Origin of the sequence: Ilumatobacter sp. (assembly GCF_049588435.1) — a bacterium.
Lineage (GTDB): Bacteria > Actinomycetota > Acidimicrobiia > Acidimicrobiales > Ilumatobacteraceae > Ilumatobacter_A.
Genome location: NZ_JBAVYV010000193.1, coordinates 1 through 18,574, shown reverse-complemented (window position 1 = coordinate 18,574; position 18,574 = coordinate 1). Strand labels below are relative to the sequence as shown.

At 67.1% G+C, this 18,574-nt stretch carries 18 protein-coding genes and 2 pseudogenes; 8 read left to right on the top strand and 12 right to left on the bottom strand.

Going from position 1 to position 18,574, the window contains the following annotated elements:
• From WBV89_RS07145 to WBV89_RS07135, 3 genes and pseudogenes are all read right to left on the bottom strand, one after another.
• Positions 1-354: pseudogene (locus tag WBV89_RS07145) on the bottom strand (zf-HC2 domain-containing protein); the annotation flags it as partial.
• Positions 351-884 (bottom strand): RNA polymerase sigma factor, encoded by a 534-nt coding sequence (locus WBV89_RS07140; RefSeq protein ID WP_423980640.1) that lies wholly within the window; start codon positions 882-884, stop codon positions 351-353. The gene WBV89_RS07140 and the pseudogene WBV89_RS07145, both read right to left, overlap by 4 nt.
• A gap of 170 nt (positions 885-1,054) precedes the next feature.
• Positions 1,055-1,906 carry an alpha/beta fold hydrolase gene (locus tag WBV89_RS07135; protein ID WP_423980639.1) on the bottom strand — a complete coding sequence of 284 codons (852 nt, stop codon included), beginning with the start codon at positions 1,904-1,906 and terminating at the stop codon, positions 1,055-1,057.
• Positions 1,907-2,136: 230 nt separating this feature from the next.
• Here WBV89_RS07135 and WBV89_RS07130 point away from each other — a divergent pair, with 230 nt between their 5' ends.
• Complete coding sequence (locus WBV89_RS07130; RefSeq protein ID WP_423980638.1) at positions 2,137-2,745, top strand: 3'-5' exonuclease; 609 nt, start codon at positions 2,137-2,139, stop codon at positions 2,743-2,745.
• On the opposite strand, the gene WBV89_RS07125 is transcribed toward WBV89_RS07130, so the two are convergent.
• Together WBV89_RS07125 and WBV89_RS07120 are read right to left on the bottom strand one after the other, a co-directional pair.
• On the bottom strand, positions 2,736-3,722 hold the full coding sequence (locus tag WBV89_RS07125) for a helix-turn-helix transcriptional regulator (protein ID WP_423980637.1): 987 nt from the start codon (positions 3,720-3,722) through the stop codon (positions 2,736-2,738). The two genes, WBV89_RS07130 and WBV89_RS07125, sit on opposite strands and share 10 nt — an antisense overlap.
• Positions 3,719-4,675 (bottom strand): helix-turn-helix transcriptional regulator, encoded by a 957-nt coding sequence (locus tag WBV89_RS07120; RefSeq protein WP_423980636.1) that lies wholly within the window; start codon positions 4,673-4,675, stop codon positions 3,719-3,721. The genes WBV89_RS07125 and WBV89_RS07120 overlap by 4 nt, the downstream gene beginning before the upstream one ends.
• Positions 4,676-4,798: 123 nt before the next feature.
• Here WBV89_RS07120 and WBV89_RS07115 point away from each other — a divergent pair, with 123 nt between their 5' ends.
• The 3 genes from WBV89_RS07115 to WBV89_RS07105 all read left to right on the top strand — a co-directional run bounded on the left by WBV89_RS07115 (position 4,799) and on the right by WBV89_RS07105 (position 7,240).
• On the top strand, positions 4,799-6,040 hold the full coding sequence (locus WBV89_RS07115) for a SufS family cysteine desulfurase (RefSeq protein ID WP_423980635.1): 1,242 nt from the start codon (positions 4,799-4,801) through the stop codon (positions 6,038-6,040).
• A 61-nt stretch (positions 6,041-6,101) separates the two neighbouring features.
• Positions 6,102-6,584, top strand: coding sequence for a Fe-S cluster assembly sulfur transfer protein SufU (gene sufU, locus WBV89_RS07110; protein ID WP_423980634.1), 483 nt, complete (start codon positions 6,102-6,104; stop codon positions 6,582-6,584).
• On the top strand, positions 6,581-7,240 hold the full coding sequence (locus tag WBV89_RS07105) for a PaaI family thioesterase (protein ID WP_423980633.1): 660 nt from the start codon (positions 6,581-6,583) through the stop codon (positions 7,238-7,240). The genes sufU and WBV89_RS07105 overlap by 4 nt, the downstream gene beginning before the upstream one ends.
• Positions 7,241-7,326: 86 nt before the next feature.
• Here WBV89_RS07105 and WBV89_RS07100 read toward each other — a convergent pair whose 3' ends face one another.
• From WBV89_RS07100 to WBV89_RS07080, 5 genes are all read right to left on the bottom strand, one after another.
• On the bottom strand, positions 7,327-7,827 hold the full coding sequence (locus WBV89_RS07100; protein ID WP_423980632.1) for a YbaK/EbsC family protein: 501 nt from the start codon (positions 7,825-7,827) through the stop codon (positions 7,327-7,329).
• A 14-nt stretch (positions 7,828-7,841) separates the two neighbouring features.
• A complete protein-coding gene (locus WBV89_RS07095; RefSeq protein ID WP_423980631.1) occupies positions 7,842-9,125 on the bottom strand; it encodes an MFS transporter in 1,284 nt (427 codons plus the stop codon).
• Positions 9,109-9,345, bottom strand: coding sequence for a 4a-hydroxytetrahydrobiopterin dehydratase (locus WBV89_RS07090; RefSeq protein WP_423980630.1), 237 nt, complete (start codon positions 9,343-9,345; stop codon positions 9,109-9,111). The genes WBV89_RS07095 and WBV89_RS07090 overlap by 17 nt, the downstream gene beginning before the upstream one ends.
• Positions 9,346-9,391: 46 nt before the next feature.
• Positions 9,392-9,742 (bottom strand): hypothetical protein, encoded by a 351-nt coding sequence (locus WBV89_RS07085; protein WP_423980629.1) that lies wholly within the window; start codon positions 9,740-9,742, stop codon positions 9,392-9,394.
• A 2,259-nt stretch (positions 9,743-12,001) separates the two neighbouring features.
• Positions 12,002-12,283 (bottom strand): ferredoxin, encoded by a 282-nt coding sequence (locus tag WBV89_RS07080; RefSeq protein WP_423980642.1) that lies wholly within the window; start codon positions 12,281-12,283, stop codon positions 12,002-12,004.
• A 44-nt stretch (positions 12,284-12,327) separates the two neighbouring features.
• Between WBV89_RS07080 and WBV89_RS07075 the strand changes: the two genes are divergently transcribed.
• Both WBV89_RS07075 and WBV89_RS07070 read left to right on the top strand, forming a co-directional pair.
• A complete protein-coding gene (locus WBV89_RS07075; protein ID WP_423980628.1) occupies positions 12,328-14,433 on the top strand; it encodes a S9 family peptidase in 2,106 nt (701 codons plus the stop codon).
• 104 nt (positions 14,434-14,537) lie between these two features.
• Positions 14,538-15,260, top strand: coding sequence for a 3'(2'),5'-bisphosphate nucleotidase CysQ (locus WBV89_RS07070; RefSeq protein ID WP_423980641.1), 723 nt, complete (start codon positions 14,538-14,540; stop codon positions 15,258-15,260).
• 1 nt (position 15,261) lies between these two features.
• On the opposite strand, the gene WBV89_RS07065 is transcribed toward WBV89_RS07070, so the two are convergent.
• Positions 15,262-16,110, bottom strand: a complete 849-nt coding sequence (locus WBV89_RS07065) for an MBL fold metallo-hydrolase (RefSeq protein WP_423980627.1) — start codon at positions 16,108-16,110, stop codon at positions 15,262-15,264.
• A gap of 165 nt (positions 16,111-16,275) precedes the next feature.
• Between WBV89_RS07065 and WBV89_RS07060 the strand changes: the two genes are divergently transcribed.
• Together WBV89_RS07060 and WBV89_RS07055 are read left to right on the top strand one after the other, a co-directional pair.
• Positions 16,276-17,757 (top strand): thioredoxin family protein, encoded by a 1,482-nt coding sequence (locus tag WBV89_RS07060; RefSeq protein WP_423980626.1) that lies wholly within the window; start codon positions 16,276-16,278, stop codon positions 17,755-17,757.
• 26 nt (positions 17,758-17,783) lie between these two features.
• The gene (locus tag WBV89_RS07055) at positions 17,784-18,299 is read left to right on the top strand and encodes a UGSC family (seleno)protein (protein WP_423980625.1); all 516 of its coding nucleotides are present in this window, start codon (positions 17,784-17,786) and stop codon (positions 18,297-18,299) included.
• Between the two features lie 69 nt (positions 18,300-18,368).
• Here WBV89_RS07055 and WBV89_RS07050 read toward each other — a convergent pair.
• Positions 18,369-18,574: pseudogene (locus tag WBV89_RS07050) on the bottom strand (CoA ester lyase); the annotation flags it as partial.

Here is an 18,574-nt window from a genome sequence, read left to right as displayed (position 1 = left end):
GCTCGCCCCCGCCAGCACGACGACCAGCCCCGTGATCGCGGCGACCGCGGCAAGCCACGCGAATGTCAGCCCATGCGTGGCGCCGAGCAGCCGCGACCAGCCCTCCGGAACGCGCATCAGACGGAGTACCCATTCGAGTGAACGCGCGGAGGGCCGGTCGATCACGTCGACGAGCCCGGACCACGACTCCAACGCGACGTACGGGCCCACAGCGGTATCGAGCGTCTTGCGACAGGCCGCACAACCGACGAGGTGGGCTTCGAGCGACGAAGCGCGCGCGTCGTCGACCGCCGACGGATCCGCCGCGTAACGCTCGATCAGACCCGCGGTTGCGTGCCAGGTGGTGTCGGTCATGCCAGTGCTCCTCGCAGTTCGATGCGGGCCCGCATCATTCGCGTCTTCACGGTGCCGGTCGGAATGCCGAGCAGATCGCCGGCCTCGCGAGTGGTCAAACCATCGAGCACGGTGGCCTGGACCACCGCGCGCAACTCGGGTGACAGCAACATCAGCGCGCCCGCAAGGTCACCGTGCTGCACACCCATCACGACGACTTCCTCGGCGGTCGTGACGACCGTCGGAGTCGATTCCTGCAACGTTCGATCCCGACCCCATCGTCTTCGGCCGCGGAGGACACCCAGCATGCGCCGGATCGCGATTCCCCAGATCCACGCTGCTGGTTCTCCGGTGCCGTTCCACTGTGCGGCGCCTCTCCAGACAGCGACGAACGTGTCCTGCACTGCCTCGTCGACGACGTCGGCGTCGCTGCACCGACGGGTCAGGCGCAATCTCAGCCAAACGACATGGCGGTCATGCAGGATCCTCAGCGCCTCCCGATCGCCGTCGGCAACCGAGGCGAGCAGATCTGCGTCCGTGCGATCGTGCATCGGAAACCTCCGCAACCGATTCTCCTCCATCGCAAGGCTGTCGCGTGAGCAGACGAACTCGGTTCACGTGGAGGGTGGGAAGATCACGAAGGGCGCACGCACGTGAGTCAGCGGCCATCAGTGTTTTCATCTTGATGCTCGCCCGTCCGGGAGACGGCACGCCACCGCGGTCAGGCAGCGAGAAATGCTCGGGTGCGAGCGGCGCAGAGATCGAGTTCGTCGATCCAGGGGGCATGACCTGCCCGCCGGATGACCTCGAGTTGCGCATCGGGCAGGCGTGCCGCGAAGCTTCTGGCGACCAACTCACCCCCATTCGGATCTTCGTCGCCCCACAGGAACATGATCGGCATCGTCACTCTGGCGAGGAGTTCGTCGGTGTGCAGGATGCGTGTGTTGAGGCCGCGCACGGGCGTGACGATCTTCGGCGACGAGCGCAGGTCGTTGATCATCGTGTCGGTATCGCGCTGCACGGACAGGAACCAGTCGATCATCTCGTCGGTGAAGGTCCCGGTATCGATCGCCCGTTCGAGGCCGATCTGACGCAGCAGCGCCTTCACCATCGATCGGGTGACGGGCATCTTCGCGGAGATGGCCCGCATGCCGGGGAGCGCCGACAGGCGCATCGACATGGCCACCTTGTCCATCGGCGCGCCCAACAACCAGCTGTACTCGACAATTCTGTCAACCCGTGGCGGGTTCGCCGCCGCGCCGCGCACCGCGAAGTAGCCGCCATACGACGTGGCCAGCACAGCGGCACGGTGGAGCTCGAGACCGTCGAGCACGTCGGTGAGGAGCCGGTCGGCGTACGACTCGATCGCGTCGATGTCGCGCAGCGGACCGCCGACGATCGGGTCGCTGAGCCCACACCCGGGACGATCGAGGGCGATGCACCGGAAATCCTGGAGCTTGGCCATCAGCGACATCCAGCTCGTGCCGGCGTTCGAGGCACCGTGGACGAGCAGCACCGGCGGACCGTCACCGGCCTCCTGCACTCGCACCATCTCACCAGTGCGGAGCTGCACTCGTCGCTCCGAGGGTGTCACACCCACCGATTCCCAGAGTCGCTGCTCGGACTGCCGGTACCGTTCGAGTTGCCTGCCCATCCGATCGGTCTAGCCGAATTCACGCTCGCCGATGTGCAGCGACCCGGAAGCACCTGCATCGCGCACTCCCGCCCGAAGACCCTCGCGTGCACCGAACCGTTCGAAGCAGCGGATGATCTCTGTCACACCGCGTGCGTAGGGTGTCGCACATGGCTCTCCCCGACTTCGCCGTCGTCGACGTCGAGACGTCCGGGTTGAACGTTCGGCGCCATCGCGTCCTGCAACTCGCGGTCATCACGGTCGATGCCGAGGGCAACCTGGTCGACGAGTGGGACACGTTCGTCAAGTTGCGATGGCCGCTGAGCAGAGTCGGTCCGACGCACGTGCACGGGATCACCCGACCGATGCTCCGCGGCGCCCCGAAGCTCGACGCGGTGTTGGGCGAGTTCGCGGAACGTGTCGGCGATTCGCTCTTCGTCGCACACAACGCCCAGTTCGACGGAGAGTTCCTCCTGCGTGCGGCACGCCGGAGCGGCCGTCCCGAGTCCGAACTCGCGTCGCTCGAACGTCGGCTGTGCACGCTGCGGATGTCGCGGCGACTCGACCCCGACCGCGTCGAGTCCCATCGTCTCGGCGATCTGTGTGACCGCTACGGGGTTCCGCTGCTGAACCCGCACGAGGCCAAGGCCGACGCCCGCGCCACGGCAGCCGTGCTTCCTCACCTGCTGCGGGCCCACGGAATCACCGACGAGGCCGAACTGGAGCCGTTCCTCGACGGTCCCCGACTCCCGGCGTCGGACCGATCGGGTCAGTCGTAGTTCGCCAGGATCGCAGCGGCCAGCCGCGCCGCGCCGTCACCACCATCGGCCGGTTCGAGGATCTCCGCGGCCGGACCGAGCCGCACCAGCAGCCGATCGAGCCACCACTCGCTGGCGACGGGGAGAACGACCTCGATCGAGTCGGGCGACGACCGTGCGACTCGTCCGGTCACCGGTTCGACCGAATCGACCGGATAGTGCTCCGTGATCCATTGCGCAGGCGGAGCGAGACGAAGTCGGGCCCGGGGCAGGTCGGCGTCGATGAAGAATGCCGAAGGGGCGGCCACCGCCGGATCGGGTTCGTGCTCGATCCCCGTCTCCGCCACCGATTCGATCCGATCGATCCGGAACGTGCGGCGCTCGCCCGAACGGTCGTCGTCCGCGAGCAGATACCAGTTTCCGGCGTCGGCGAACACGTGGCGTGGAACGACCGTGCGGGTCGAACTCTCGCCGCGTGACGGCGAGAAGTACTCCAGAACGAGTTCCGCGCCGCGTGCCGCCGCATCGATGATCCGCTCGGTGATCACCGGACGTTCCAGGTCGACCACGACGCCGGCGGTGCGATCATCGGACGTGTCGAGCCCGGCCTGCCCCAGTGCGCCGGCGAGCTTGTCGAGACCGCGCGCCAGTGGACCCTCCGGGTCGGCCCCCGGAAGCTCCATCGCAGCACGTCCCGAGGCGAGCAGAGCAAAGCCCTCCGGTGCAGTCAACCGCAACGGTCGGGTGAACAGCCGCGGCACGCCGACGAACACCATTCCCTCGTCGACGAACACGTCGATCATCTCGTCGACGTACGGCGGCAGACCGCACATCGCCACGAGTTCGAGATCCTTCGTGACCTGCGCCTCCGTCAGACCGAAGCGCTCCGCCACGTCGGCGAGCGGGACCTCCCCCGCTTCCATCAGCCACGGCAGCATCACGAGCAGCTGACGGAGTCGATCCTGGGCGTTGCGCGGCCCACTGCGGCGGGCGTTCATGTCGCGACACCGCCGTCGCGCACGGAGATCACGCCGCGCAGCCAGTCGATCATGAACTCACGGACCTCGGGTGGATCGAGCACGACCGCCTGGTCGACCATCCCGAGCACCCACGAGCGGAAGGCATCGAGGTTCGTCGCGGGCACACGTACGTCGATCGTTCCGTCGGCGTGGCGCTCGACGACGCGGTCCGCTCCCAGCTCACGTTCGGTCGCCCGGGCACGGACGGGCGCGATCCGAACCGTCGCCTCGACCGCGTCATCGACCGCGTGCCCGATCTGCTTGGGGTCGGCCGGGAAGGCCGACCGCGGATCGAAGTCGGGTGGCCGCTCGAACGCCCCGGGCTCATCGACATCGATTCCGCCGTCGATCCGGTCGATCCGGAACGTGCGCTTCGCCGCACGCAGACGGTCGAATCCGACGAGGTACCAGAAGCCGCCTCGGAGCAGCACGCCCCACGGCTCGACCGTGCGTTGCTCGCCCCGGTAGGAGAAGGCGATCGTTGCTCGCGCTGCGACCGCGGAGCGGATGAGCGGGAGTTCGGGACGATCGGGGAGCACCGTCGACACCGGCGGGCGATCGACCACTCCTCCGCCACCCAGTTTGAGCAACGCATCGTGTCCGACGCCCGACTCGGTCCGCACCGTCGCGACCGCGACCTGCAACGCACGCATCTCGTCGGGAGCGAGGTCGAGATCGAGTTCGTAGTTCGCGCGATCGATCCGGTACCTGGTCTGGCCGGCCAGCCGATCGCCGGTGTGCACCTCGGTCTCGATCGGGACCCCGATCTCACGCAGCGCCGCCTTGTCGCGCTCGAACGCCTGGCGCCGAGCCTTCTCGTCCTCGGGATACTGACCATCGAGGGCGACGGCGATCTGGCGCAGCGACAGCCCGGTGCGGGTCTCGAGCAACACGGCGAGCAGGTTCGTGAGTCGCTCCACCCGGTCGGCCATCCTCGTCGAGGATAGGGCGTCGGGATCCGCCGCCGACCAGACCGGGCACGGCGATCGGCTCGTACAATGGTGTCGTGACCTCCACGCCGCTCCGTGTCGACGATCTCCGCGTCCGTCGGGAAGATGGCTGACATGCTCGACATCGCCGACATCCGCAAGGAATTCCCGCTGCTCGCCGATCGGACGATCGACGACTCGCGCATCGTCTACCTCGACTCGGGCAACACCTCGCAGAAGCCGCGCCGCGTGATCGACGCCATGACCGAGTTCATGGAGAACACCTACGCCCCGATCAACCGGAGTTCGTACCGACTCGCCGGAGAGGCGACCGAGGCCTACGAGGCCGGACGCCACGCCGTCGCCCGACTGATCAACGCGCCGTCCGCCGACGAGGTGATCTTCACCAAGAACGCCAGTGAAGCGATGAACCTCGTCGCGATGGCATGGGGTCGTGCGAATCTGGGCGCCGGCGACATCGTCGTGCTCACCGAGATGGAGCACCACGCCAACATCGTCCCCTGGCAGATGCTCGCACAGGAGCGCGGCATCCAGATCCGCTGGATCGGTCTCACCGACGACGGCCAGCTCGACCTCACGAACCTCGACGAATTGCTCGACGGAGCGAAGGTGTTGTCGTTCACCGCGATGAGCAACGTGCTCGGAACGCTGCCACCCACTCAGCGGCTCTGTGCCGCAGCGCATGCGGTCGGTGCGCTCGCCGTGGTCGATGCCTGTCAGTACGTGCCGCACAACGTCACCGACGTCCAGGCCTGGGACGCCGATCTCGTCGCGTTCTCCAGCCACAAGATGTGTGGACCGACCGGGATCGGGATGCTCTGGGGCAAGATGGAGATCCTCGACGCGATGCCACCGTTCCTGGGTGGCGGGAACATGATCGACACCGTCACGTTCGACGGTTTCACCACGGCCCCGGTCCCGGCAAAGTTCGAGGCGGGCACACCACCGATCGTCGAAGCGGTCGGCCTCACCGCGGCGGTCGAGTTCCTCGAGGACATCGGGATGGCAAACGTGCGCCAGCATGAGATGCAGCTCACTCGCTACGCCCTCGACACGCTGAACGCACGCTTCGGCGACGAGATCACGATCTACGGACCCGACAACGTCGAGGTGCGCGGCGGCGTGTTCAGCTTCGCGTTCCGCGACCTCCACCCGCACGACGTCAGCCAGGTGTTGGACGAGTCGAACGTCTGCGTGCGTGCCGGCCACCATTGCGCGAAGCCGCTGATGAAGACACTCGGGGTGAACGCCACCACCCGTGCCAGCGTCTATCTGTACAACGACGAAGCGGACATCGACGCGCTGGCCGACGGCCTCGACGGCGCGAGCGATATCTTCGGATTCTGATGCCGCGTCGACATCGGAACGGTCACCCTCAGCACCGACACGATCAGTCAGGAAACTCTTGATGTCTGGACTTGAAGACCTCTACCGCGAGATCATCCTCGACCACTATCGCACGCCGCGCAATCGGGGTGAACTCGAGACCCCGCCCGCGACCAAGGTCGACGGACACAATCCGCTCTGCGGCGACGAGATCAGCGTGTACCTGATGGTCGAGAACGCCGACGGCGGCGACGTGGACGATGCGATCGTGACCGACATCAAGATCGGCGGGCAGGGTTGCTCGATCTCGCAGTCGTCGGCATCGATGATGTCCAACGCCGTGATCGGCAAGCGTGTCGGCGACGTCCGTGCCGTGACGCGCCGGTTCAAGGCGCTGATGGGGATCGAGGGCATCGAACCGCAAGCCGGTGACGACGACGTCGACCTGGAGGACCTCGAAGCACTCCAGGGGGTCGTGAAGTTCCCGGTGCGCATCAAGTGCGCCGTGCTCGGCTGGAACACGCTCTCCAGCGCGCTCGACGAAGCCCTCAGTCCGTCCGAGTGACCTCGTCACTTCCTCCCGACGTCGCCGCCGCGCGGATCCGGGTCGGCGATGCCTATCGCTCGCTCGGCCACGCGATCGTCGGCCACCAGGCGTCCGCGCAGGAACTCGACGACCTCGCCGATCTCCTGTGCGAGCGCACCGGTGCGATCCGCTCCGGTGAACAACGGGTTCGCAGCATCGAACGGCCGTCCGGTGATTGGGGTCCTGCCCCGCTCGACGGGGAGGAGATGTTCTCGTTCGACGAGCGGCCGATCTCGGGCCGCGCGGCGCCGTACGGTCTCGGTGTCCGGATCGTGCGCGACGGCGACGAGGTCGTCGGCCACGTCACCCTCGACTCGGCACACGAGGGCGCACCCGGTCGCAGCCACGGTGGCATCGTGTCCGCGCTGTTCGACGACGTCTACGGCTTCGTCCTCACGATCCTCGCTCAGCCCGCGTTCACCGGCACATTGACCATCCGGTACGAGCAGGGCGTCCCGATCCACCGCCCGCTCGAGTGTCGCGTGCGCCTCGATCGTCGCGAGGGACGCAAGCTGCTGATGTCGGGCGAACTGTCCGGTGTCGGCGCCGACGGAGCACCGATGGTCTTCACCCGCTCGACCGCGGTGTTCATCGCCATCGACGAGGCCGCATTCGGCGCCAGCGCCCGCCCCTGACAACTGGTGTCAGGCACCAGTTGTCCAACCGGCTGAGCGGCGAGCAAACCACCATCGGACAACCGGTGCCTGACACCAGTTGTCCGTCACTCGCGGCGAAGGTCGGTGACGACTCCCCCACTCGCGTCGGCGAGGACATCCGGGGCGATCCCGAACACGTCGTTCCAGGTCCCCGCGGCCGCCCACACCTCGTCGTAGCGGAGCAGGTCGGGGTCGATGAAGATCCGGAGCGGGTGGTCGTGGCCGAAGGGTGGGACCCCTCCGATCGGGAAACCGGTCGACGTGTGCACCGCCTCGGCATCGACCCGTCGACACTTCCGGGCACCAGCCGCCGCGGCGAGCTTCTTCTCGTCGAGCTGGTTCGCCCCGCTCACGTAGGCGAGGACCAACTCGAGTTCGGCATCGGGATCCTCCGTCGCCACTCCGAAGATCAGGCTCTTGACGATCTGTCCGACCTCGACGCCGATCGCGTCGGCGGCGTCCTGCGCGGTCTTCGCCCCCTGCGGATAACTCCGCGGGACGACCTCGACGCCGAGATCCCGGCCGGCCTCGATCACCTTGATCACGTTGCGGTGCAGGTCGCTCATCGACCCGACGCTAGTCAGGCGGTACGTACGACGATCGGGTTCCGGTCCGACGCCGGGCCGGCGACGTACAGCACCGACGTGCCGACCAGGCACAGGAGCGCAGCCACGACATACGGAACCTGGTACGAACCGAACACGTCGTAGAGCCATCCGATCAGAAGCGGGCCACCGGCCACACCGATGATGGTGATCGCCTGGGAACGACCGAAGATCCGCGGATAGTCGAGCACCCCGAACCGCTCGGCGATCAGCAGCGGCTGCATCATCAGCAGGTTGCCGATCGTCATCCCGAACAGGATGATCGCCACGAAGATCAGCGCTGTCGACTGTGCCATCCCGAGCACGACCAGTGCGACGGCTTGCAACCCGGCGACCATCACCGTGAAGCGCATCATCGGAATCGTCGAGACCAGGCGCCCGCCGATCAGCCGCGCCACGACCGAAGTCGCTGCGAGCACCGTGATCGCGAACTCGGCCGTCCCCTCGTTCGTACGGTCCTCGACCAGCTTGACGAGCTGCTGGATGCCGCCGACCTGCGAACCCAGTGCGAGCACGTACCCGTACGTGACGGCCCGATAGAACCGCGTGTGGAGGGCAACGGTGTACAGGGTTCCGGTCGGCGGTGGCGGCTTCGTGCCGATCGCCAAGCGCTCGCCGTCCGGTGCGAACCCGTCGGCCACGGGGTCGGGCCGGACGAGGAGGAGGGTCACCGGCACGGTCGCCGCGACGAAGAACAGACCGAGCCACGGGGTACTCGCGGCGAGTCCGTTGTCGTCGATCAGGCGTTTGGCGACGGGGGTGAGAACGATTCCACCGACCGACAACCCGGTCGAGGCGACCGACAGCGCGACCGACCTCTTCTGATGGAACCATCGGGTGACGACGGTCGTCGTCGGGACGAGACCGCAGAGCGCATATCCGACCGCGAACACCGCGTAGGCCACATACAGCTGCCACTGTGCGGTCACCTGTCCGACCACGGCGAGCGAACCACCGGCGATGATCGCGCCGGCGATGATCACGGCGCGGACATCGAAGCGGTCGATCAGGCGCGCGGCGACGAGCCCGAAGAGCCCGCCGATCACGAAGAAGATCGTCACCGCGAAGGAGATCGAACTGAGCGGCCAGTCGTACTCCTTGCTGAAGGCGTTGAGGTACACCGAGAGGCCGTAGAACGCCAGTCCGGAGTTGATCAGCAGGACGCAGAAGCACCCCGCGACGACCCGCCAGCCGGCGAAGCTCTTCTCGGGCTTCGCCTGTGGGACGGAACTCGACCCCGCCTCAGTCGACGAGCGCATCGATCGCTTCGGACATCGTCCTGTCGCGACCTGTGACCGTGCTCCCCGCGTCGTGGGTGGTCAGGGTGATCGACACCTTGTTGTAGACGTTCGACCACTCCGGATGGTGGTCGAGCTTGTCCGCGATGAACGCGACTCGGGTCATGAACGCGAACGCTGCACGGAAATCGTCGAACTCGAAGTCACGGCGCAGCGCTCCATCGGTCTCGGTCCAGCTCATCCGTCGAGCGTAAGCCCCACGGAATGATCAGGACGAACCGCTGGACTCAGCGCTTGCGTTTGAAGATCCGGGAGAAGAAGCCCCGATTGGCCGCCGCGCGCTCGGCCTCGACCTCGGCGCGCACGTCGGCACCGATCGAGTTGACGATGTCCTCGGCGGCATCGAGGACCGCCGCCGCCGAACCGTCATCGACGCTCGCCGGTTCCGGAGGCGTGGCACCGACCGCCAGCGATCCGTGGGTCCACGCGACGTCGGCGAGGCGCCGCTCGAACTTCGGGCAGTTCTCGGGACACCGCCACGGAGCGTCGGGGGCGAGATCGAGGTTGCACTTGCGAACGGTGTCACCGTTCGGGTATGTCCGCGATTCGAAATTCTTGCACTCCGTCCGCATCGGCATGGACTCGATGCTATTGGGTGACGCGGCCGCGCGGATGGCGGCGGGATCGAGGTCGGGGAGGTCCGCGTTGTCGACCCGTCGGTGATCGGGCATCATCGTCCGATGACCCGCCGCCGTCCGTCGATTCGGACACTCACCAGCGCTCGGGTCTGGGTGATGACGGTCATCGCGACAGCGGTGGCGCTCATCGCACTCACCGGCGCCGATCACGCACGGGCGCAGAGCGAGGGAAACGGGCTCGAGGAATCCTCGGTCAACACGTTTCGCTTCGACACGGAGCAGAACGTCGTGCGCGTCGACGTCGACATCGAGTTGACGAACGTGACCACGGATCAGGTGGACGGCAACGTCGTCAACCAGCGGTACTGGGATTCGTACTACGTCGCCGTTCCGCTCGGTGCCGAGAACATCGTCGCGACCCGCGACGGACAGGTGCTCGAGGGCGCGCTCACCAGCAACCCCGCCTCGCCCGCCTACTCGATCTACGAGTTCCCGCTGAACACCCGTGTCTTCAGCGGCGAGTCGACGACCATCGAGGTCACCTACGACCACGTGGGCGCCGACCCGCGCAGCGATGTGCCGTGGCGGGTCAACGGCGCCTACGTCCGCTTCGTCGCGTTCGGGCTGGGTGACGACGGCCGGGTGACGATCGAGATCGTGAAACCGGCCGACTACGTGTTCGACGACTTCACCGATCTCACGGAGTACGAGTCCGGCGACCCGGACGCTTCAGGGTCGACCACCTACACCCTCGCGGGGGTCGACGAGGACCGCGAGACGTTCGTCGGGATGTACAACGACGAACGTCTCGTCGAGACGCCACTCGACGTGGAAGGAGCCGACATCGAATTGCGCTCGTGGCCCGGTGACACCGGATGGGTCCAGTTCGCCGAGCAGAAGGTCGAGTCCGGTATTCCGGCCCTCGCAGAACTGATCGGCAGCCCATGGCCCGGCGAGGGCGCGTTCGACGTGCTCCAGACCGTCGAACCGAACCTGTACGGCTATGCCGGATGGTTCGATGCGAGCACCAACGAGATCGCGGTCGGCGAGGACCTCGACGCCGACACCATCTACCACGAACTCTCACACGCCTGGTTCAACGGCGACCTCGCCGACGATCGATGGCTGACCGAGGGACTCGCCCAGGTGTACGCCGCCGAGTTGGTTCGCCGTGACGGCGACGTGGCGGCCGAACCGACCGCCCCCGATCCGGGCGCCGTCGGGGCCGGTCCGCTGATCGACTGGGCGGCGGATCCCACCGCGCTCGACACCGATCCCGACAGCGAGGAGTACGGCTACAACGCCTCGTTCTGGGCGGTCGATCGACTCGTCGACGAGCTCGGCTTCGACACGATGCGTGATGTGCTCGGAGCGATCGACAACGACGTGAGTCCGTTCGATCTCGACGCGCCAGCCACGTCCGAGGCGTCGTCGGGCGATTGGCGTCGCGTCTACGACATGCTGGTCGAAGTCGGCGGGTCTCAGTCGGCACCCGAGGTGTTCGGCGAGTTCGTCCTCGACGCAGACACCGCCCCGATGCTCCTCGACCGGGTCCGTACCGATTCCGCGTACCAGTCGTTCACCGAGCGATCGGCACCGTGGGCGGTTCCGGAGGGCATCCGTCACTCGATGGAGCTCTGGGACTTCGTCGGCGTCAGCGCCGGGATCGAGGACGCCGATGCCGTTCTCGAACGACGAGACGAACTCCGCGCGCTCGTCGATGCGATCGGAATCGGGCCGTCCGACTCCTTCGGAGCGCTCTACGAAGCGGCACCCCGGTCGGGCGACTCGACCGACTTCACCGCGGTGACGGCGGCACTCGCCACCGACATCTCGGCCGCCGAGACGGTCGCTGATCTCCAGGTCGCCGTCGGCGAAGCTGCCGATGCGGCGACCGTTCGACCTCCGACGGTGGCCGATGCCGGGTTGGAGGACTTCGCCGGCGCCGAGAGGCTCCTGACCGAACAACTCGACGTCCTCGAGCACCTGTCCGAAACCGCTCGATCGCAGGAAGCTGCGACCGGGCTGGTCACCAGGATCGGTCTGATCGGCAACGACGTCGCCGATGAGATCGACGACGCACGTGCAGCGATCACGGCGGGAGACAACGAGCAGGCCGCGACTGCTCTCGACGATGCCGATGCGACGCTCGATGATGCCCGACAGACCGGGGTCACACGCGGGATCATCGCCGCGGCGGTCGTACTCCTGCTGCTCGTCGCGATCGCGATCGGCGGACGCGCTGCCCGACGGCGACGCTCAGGCAGCCGGTTGATCCGCCGCGTCGACGGCGGCGACGGGCACCGGATCGATCTCGACGAAGATGCACTCGCCGGGGCACATCTCGGCAGCGTGGATCACGCTGTCGAAATGACGACGAGGGACGTCAGCGAGGCTTCCCGAGCCCCCGGGGTCGTTGAGCGGTCGGCCGCCCTCGGCGACGTAGGCGATCCCGTCCTCCAACTGGACGAAGACGTCGCCGCAGTGGTCGAGGCAGATGCCATCCCCCGTGCAGAGGTCCTGATCGATCCAGACGCGCATGACTGCGAGGGACGGTAGCGCTGACCGCGTAGATTGGCTCGGCCGTGGACCATCAGAATCTGCCCTCGCCGACAAGCGTCACACCCTCCGGTGACGCCAGCGCCACCCCGGTCGCTCCGCGCAGAGCGCATCGCTGGGTGCGTCCGACCGGTGACGTCGACGACGATTTCGCCTGGATGATCGACGTCGAGGATCCGGAACTCCTCGAGTACCTGACTGCCGAGAACCGCTTCGGGGATGCCTGGTTCGCTCCGCACGCTGCGACCACCGAGGCGATCTTCGAGGAGATCCGCAGCCGCGTCCAGGAGACCGACCAGTCGACGCCGGTGATGAACGGCGGATGGTGGTACGTCGGCTCGACCGTCGAGGGGGAGAACTACCCGCGCCATCACCGCGGGCGCACGTTCGAATCGGCCACCGACTTTCTGCTCCTCGACGAGAACGTCGAGGCCGAGCGGATCGGTGCCACCGACTACTTCGACCTCGGTGCGTTCGACGGCTCCCACGACCACACGATGTTCGCCTGGTCGACCGACACGACCGGCGACGAGCGATACGACCTGCGGATCCGGCGATGCGACGACGACGGAGGTGTCGAGGACCTCGAGGACCACATCACCGAGGTCGCGAACGCCGGCACCGCATGGTCGGCCGACGGCAGCCGTCTGTTCTACGTCCGCGCCGATGACCAGGAACGACCGTTCCAGGTGTGGCGCCACGAGATCGGCCGGCCGGCCGCTGACGACACCCTCGTGTTCCAGGAGGACGACGAGCGCTTCTTCGTCGAGATCGGCGAGACCCGGTCGGACACGTGGATCGTGATCCATTGCGGCTCGAAGACGAGCGCCGAGGTCCGCCTGCTCCCGTCGAACTCACCGCTCGACGAACCGATCGTCGTGCAGCCGCGCGCCGACGGCGTCGAGTACCAGGTCGACGACTGGGGCGACCGCCTCGTGATGGTCACCAACGCGGACGGTGCCGACGACTTCTGCATCCGCACCGCCTCGTCGGGAGATGACTGGACCGATCCGTCCGCATGGTCCGAACTCGTCGCCCACCTGCCCGGTCGTCGGATCATCGGTGTCGAACCGTTCGAGCACCAGCTCGTGATCTACGAGTGGAGCAACGCCCAGCCGCGGCTTCGCCTGCTGTTCCGCGACGGAACCGAACGAATCGTCGATGTCGACAACGAGCCGCACGACGTCGGGCTCTCGGCGAACCCGGAGTGGACCTCGACCACGCTGCGCTTCGTCACGCAGTCGATGACGAGTCCGGCGACCCTCTACGACGACGACCTCCTCACCGGTGAGCGAACGCTGCTGCGCCAGGTGCCGACACCCAACGTCGACCTCGACTCCTACGTCGCGAGTCGCATGTGGGCGACCTCGGCGGACGGCACGTCGGTCCCGGTCGACATCGTTCGTCACGTCGACACGCCGCTCGACGGAACCGCCGCCGGCTGCCTGTACGGGTACGGGTCGTACGAGGCGTCGATGCCCCCGTGGTTCTCGGTCGGCCGGCTCTCGCTGCTCGATCGCGGCCTGGTGTGGGCACTCGCCCATCCCCGCGGCGGCGGTGAGCTCGGGCGACACTGGTATCTCGACGGCAAGCTCGAACACAAACAGCACACGTTCGATGACATGATCGCCGTGGCCGAACACCTCGGAACCGCGGGCGTCGTCGCTCGGGATCGACTCGCGATCCGTGGAGGATCCGCCGGTGGTCTGCTCGTCGGCGCGTGCATGACGCAGCGGCCCGATCTGTTCGCCTCGGTGATCGCCGAGGTTCCCTTCGTCGACATCGTCAACACGATGAGCGACCCGTCACTCCCGCTCACGGTGACGGAATGGGAGGAGTGGGGCGATCCGAGGTCCGAGCCGTTCGCGACGGCGATGCTCGCATATTCCCCGTACGACAACACGGTCGAGGCCGACTACCCCGCCGTGTACGTGACCGCCGGATTGCACGATCCACGGGTGAGCGTGCACGAGCCGGCGAAGTGGGTGGCGCGGCTCCGCGACACGACCACGAGCGGCCGACCGATCGTGATGCGGACCGAGATGGGCGCGGGCCACGGCGGTCCGACCGGTCGCTACGACGCCTGGCGTGACGAAGCGCGCACGCTGGCATTCCTGCTCGCCACCACATGAGCCCGTCCACCGGGCCGACCGTCCGCACGACCCCTAGGATCCAGCCGGTGAACACACCCGATTCCTCCGACTCGCAACCCGATCTCCACGCGGCGGCGGTTCGGATGGCCGAACTCGCCGGAGCACGCCTCCTCGAGATCCGTGCGGAACTGCAGGCCGCCGGAGAATCCGGAACCGCAGTGAAGGATGCCGGGGATGCAGCTGCCCAAGCCGTGCTCGCAGCTGCGCTGACCAGCGATTTCCCCGCCGACGCCGTGCTCTCGGAGGAAGCAGCCGACGACGCTCACCGACTCTCGGCCGAGCGGGTGTGGATCATCGATCCCCTCGACGGCACCCGCGAGTTCAGCGAATTCGACCGCGACGACTGGGCGGTGCACGTGGCCCTGTGGGAGTCCGGATCGCTGACCGCCGGCGCCGTCGCACTGCCCGCGCGGGACATCACCTACTCGACGAAGGACGCTGCTCCGACGTTCGAGCCGCTCTTCGGAAGGCCGCTGCGGTTGGCCGTGAGCCGGTCGCGTCCACCCGAGTTCGTGACCGAACTCGCCGATCGACTCGGTGCCGAGCTCGTTCCGATGGGCTCGGCGGGCGTCAAGGCGATGTCGGTCGTGTCAGGGCAGTGCGACGCCTACCTCCACGGCGGCGGGCAGGACGAGTGGGACTCCGCTGCCCCGGTCGCCGTCGCAGCGGCCGCGGGGTTGTTCACCTCGCGACTGGACGGCTCGGACCTCGTCTACAACGGCGAGTCGCCGTGGCTCCCCGATCTCGTCGTCGCCCGCCCCGAGATCGCCGAGATGCTGCTGGCGGCCGTGGTGGGTGCCACCTGAGTCAGACGGAGATGGACGTGCCCTCTCGGGCGCCGAACACGGTGACGCCACGTTCGGCCCCTGCCGCGCTCGCGGCGTCGACGAGGCCGTCGAGCACGCGATCGGGATGACTCGGATCGTGGTGGAACAGCGCGAGGCGATCCACCCCGGCCTCCCCCGCGACCCACACGGCGAACTCGGGCGTGCAATGACCCCAGTCGCACTTCGTCGAGAATTCCTCGGGGGTGTACTGGGCGTCGTGGATCAACAGGTCGACGTCACGACACAACTCGAGCACACCGTCCTCGGCCCGGAACGACCCGTCCGACGGCATCTGATGGTCGCTCAGGTAGGCCACCGACCGACCGTTCCACTCGACCCGGAATCCGAGCGTGCGACCGATGTGCGGAATCGAACGTGACATGACCGTGATCTCACCTGCGGCCCCACCGTCGATCACGAACTCATCGTCGCAGACCTCGCGGAACTCGATCGTGCCGGGAAGTACCTTCAGGTCGACCGGGAACAGCGGTGGACGGATGGTGTCAGCGAAGATCGCCTCGACGAGGGTGCCGTCCTCCTGACGCGGGGCATACAACGTGATGTGTGCTCCGTCGGTCAGGAGCGGCGTGAAGAACGGCAGGCCCTGGATGTGATCCCAGTGGAGATGGCTCAGCAGGCACGTTCCACGAAAGGGACGATCCGGCGAGACCGAGCGTCCGAAGTACCGCAGACCGGTGCCGAGGTCGAACAGGATCGGATCGGCGCCATCGATGTGGACCGAGACGCACGACGTGTTTCCGCCGTAGGCGAGGATCTCCGAACCGTGACACGGGGTCGAACCACGGACGCCGTGGAACCGGACGGTCATCCCCGCCGCGACGGCAGCATCGTGCTCGTGTGAATCCCCGATGACGTGAACATTAGGCCCACTCGAACGCGCGGAGGCAAAGGTGGGGTGTGTGACGGTCGTAACACCGTGCACGTCTGATGCACGGGTGGGACCTCGTGTCTGCGTGGGCGGTACGGTCGGACCGTGGGAACCGTACGCGACGACTCCGGCGACTCGGACGACAGGCCGACCGCTCCCCCGCTTCCCGACGGCATCGTCGTCATCGTCAAGCGGGAATGTGAAACCTGCCAGATGGTGGTCCCGGTCCTGCGGGAGCTCGCCGCATCGGTCGACCTCCACGTCTACACCCAGGACGATCCGAGCTTTCCCGGCGAACCCGCGGCGATCTCCGATGCGGATCTCGCGGTCAGCTGGTTCCACGAGATCGAGACCGTACCGACGGTGATCCGTTCGACGGACGGATCAGAGGTCGCCCGCACGGTCGGCTGGTCGCGCTCCGGCTGGGAGGAGGTGACCGGGATCTCCGGATTGGGTGCGGAGCTTCCGCCGATGCGACCGGGGTGCGGTTCGATGTCGGTGGATCCCGACCTCGTGGACGAACTGCGGGTTCGGTTCGGTGGGAGCGCGCTGTCGTCTCGACGCATCGACGTCGCGAGCGCCGAGGACGAGTTCGAGATGATGTTCGCCCGCGGGTGGACCGACGGCCTTCCGGTCGTTCCCCCGACCGAGCAGCGGGTGATGGCGATGCTCGAGGGAACGACACGCGCACCCGCCGAGATCGTGGCGACGATTCCTCCCAACCTCGACGACATCTCGGTCGAGAAGGTCGCCATCTCGGCGGTGATGGCCGGGTGCAAGCCGGAGTACCTGCCGTGGGTGCTGACAGCCGTCGAGGCGGCGTGCAACGACGAGTTCAACATGCACGGTCTGCTCGCCACGACCATGCCGGTCGGACCCGTCATCGTGTGCAGCGGTCCCGGTACCCGAGCGATCGGGATGAACTCCGGCGGCAACGCGCTGGGGCAGGGCAACCGGGCGAACTCGACGATCGGTCGGGCGCTGCAGCTCGTCATCCGCAACTTCGGTGGCGGCCGGCCCGGTGAAGTCGACCGCGCGGCACACGGCAATCCGGGCAAGCTCAGCTTCTGTTTCGCCGAGGCCGACGACACATCGCCGTACGGGCGACTCGCGGAGGAGCACGGAATCGACCCGGACGTCGATGCACTCACCGTCTTCGCCGGCGAGGGACCACAGGGTTTCGTCGACCAGTTGTCGCGTGAACCCGAATCGCTGGCCGCGTCGATGGCGCTCCGTCTCCAGGCGGTCCAGCATCCGAAACTGATCATGATGTTCGACACGATCCTCGTGATGGGCCCGGAGCACGCCCGTGTCTTCGCCGAGGCCGACTGGGATCGCGATCGAATCGTGACCGAGATCTCGGCTCACCTGAATCGGCCCGGCTCCGACCTCGTCCGAGGCGCCGGCGGCATCGCCGAAGGTGTCCCCGAGGCGTTCGGAGATGCAGCATCGCTGCCCAAGTTCCGCCCCGGGGGTCTGATGCTGACCTACGCCGGCGGCGGTGCCGGCCTGTTCAGCCAGATCATCGCCGGGTGGGTGAACGGCGAGAAGGGTTCGAAGCCGGTCACCCGCGCGGTGCAATACTGAGACACGTCCACCCCCCGGAGGTACTGATGACGACCATTCTCGATCCGACCAGCGAACGCAGCGTCGTCGAACGCGAGCGACTCGCTCGACCCGTCTCACTCGACGGGCTGACCGTCGGCCTGCTCGACATCTCGAAGCCGCGAGGCGACATCTTCCTGAACCGGATCGAGGAACGTCTCACCGACATCGGTGCGCACGTCAAGCGGTACGTCAAACCGACCTTTGCCAAGCCTGCGCCGGTCGACCTGCGCCACCAGATCGCCACCGAATGTCAGGTGGTCATCGAAGCCTTGGCGGATTGAGGCAGTTGCACGTCGTGCAGTGTGCACGACATCAACGATCTCGAACTCCGTGGTATCCCGTCGATGTTCGTCGCCTCCGACCAGTTCGTCGACGCCGCCGAAGCCCAGTCGTCCGCGCTCGGCTTCCCCGCGGTCTCACGCGTCTTCACTCCGCATCCGATCCAGGACCGGACCGATGACGAGATGTTGACCTACGCCGACGTCGCGTTCGACCAGATCATCGAGACACTCACCAACTGACACACCGGCGATGCTCGTCGGTGCCAGGCACCAACGTGCACCGGGCCACGTGACGACGCTGGATGACGATCAGGCCAGCTCGTCGATCGCCGCGGCGGTCGCAAGCACGCGGCGAGCGTTGTCGACGTGCAGGTTCTCGATCATCCGACCGTCGACCGTGACCACGCCTTTGCCCGCTGCGACCGCTTCGTCGAACGCGACGATCACGCGACCCGCGTCCTCGACCTCGTCGGCAGACGGCGCCCACGTGTCGTTCGCCGGATCGACCTGGTTGG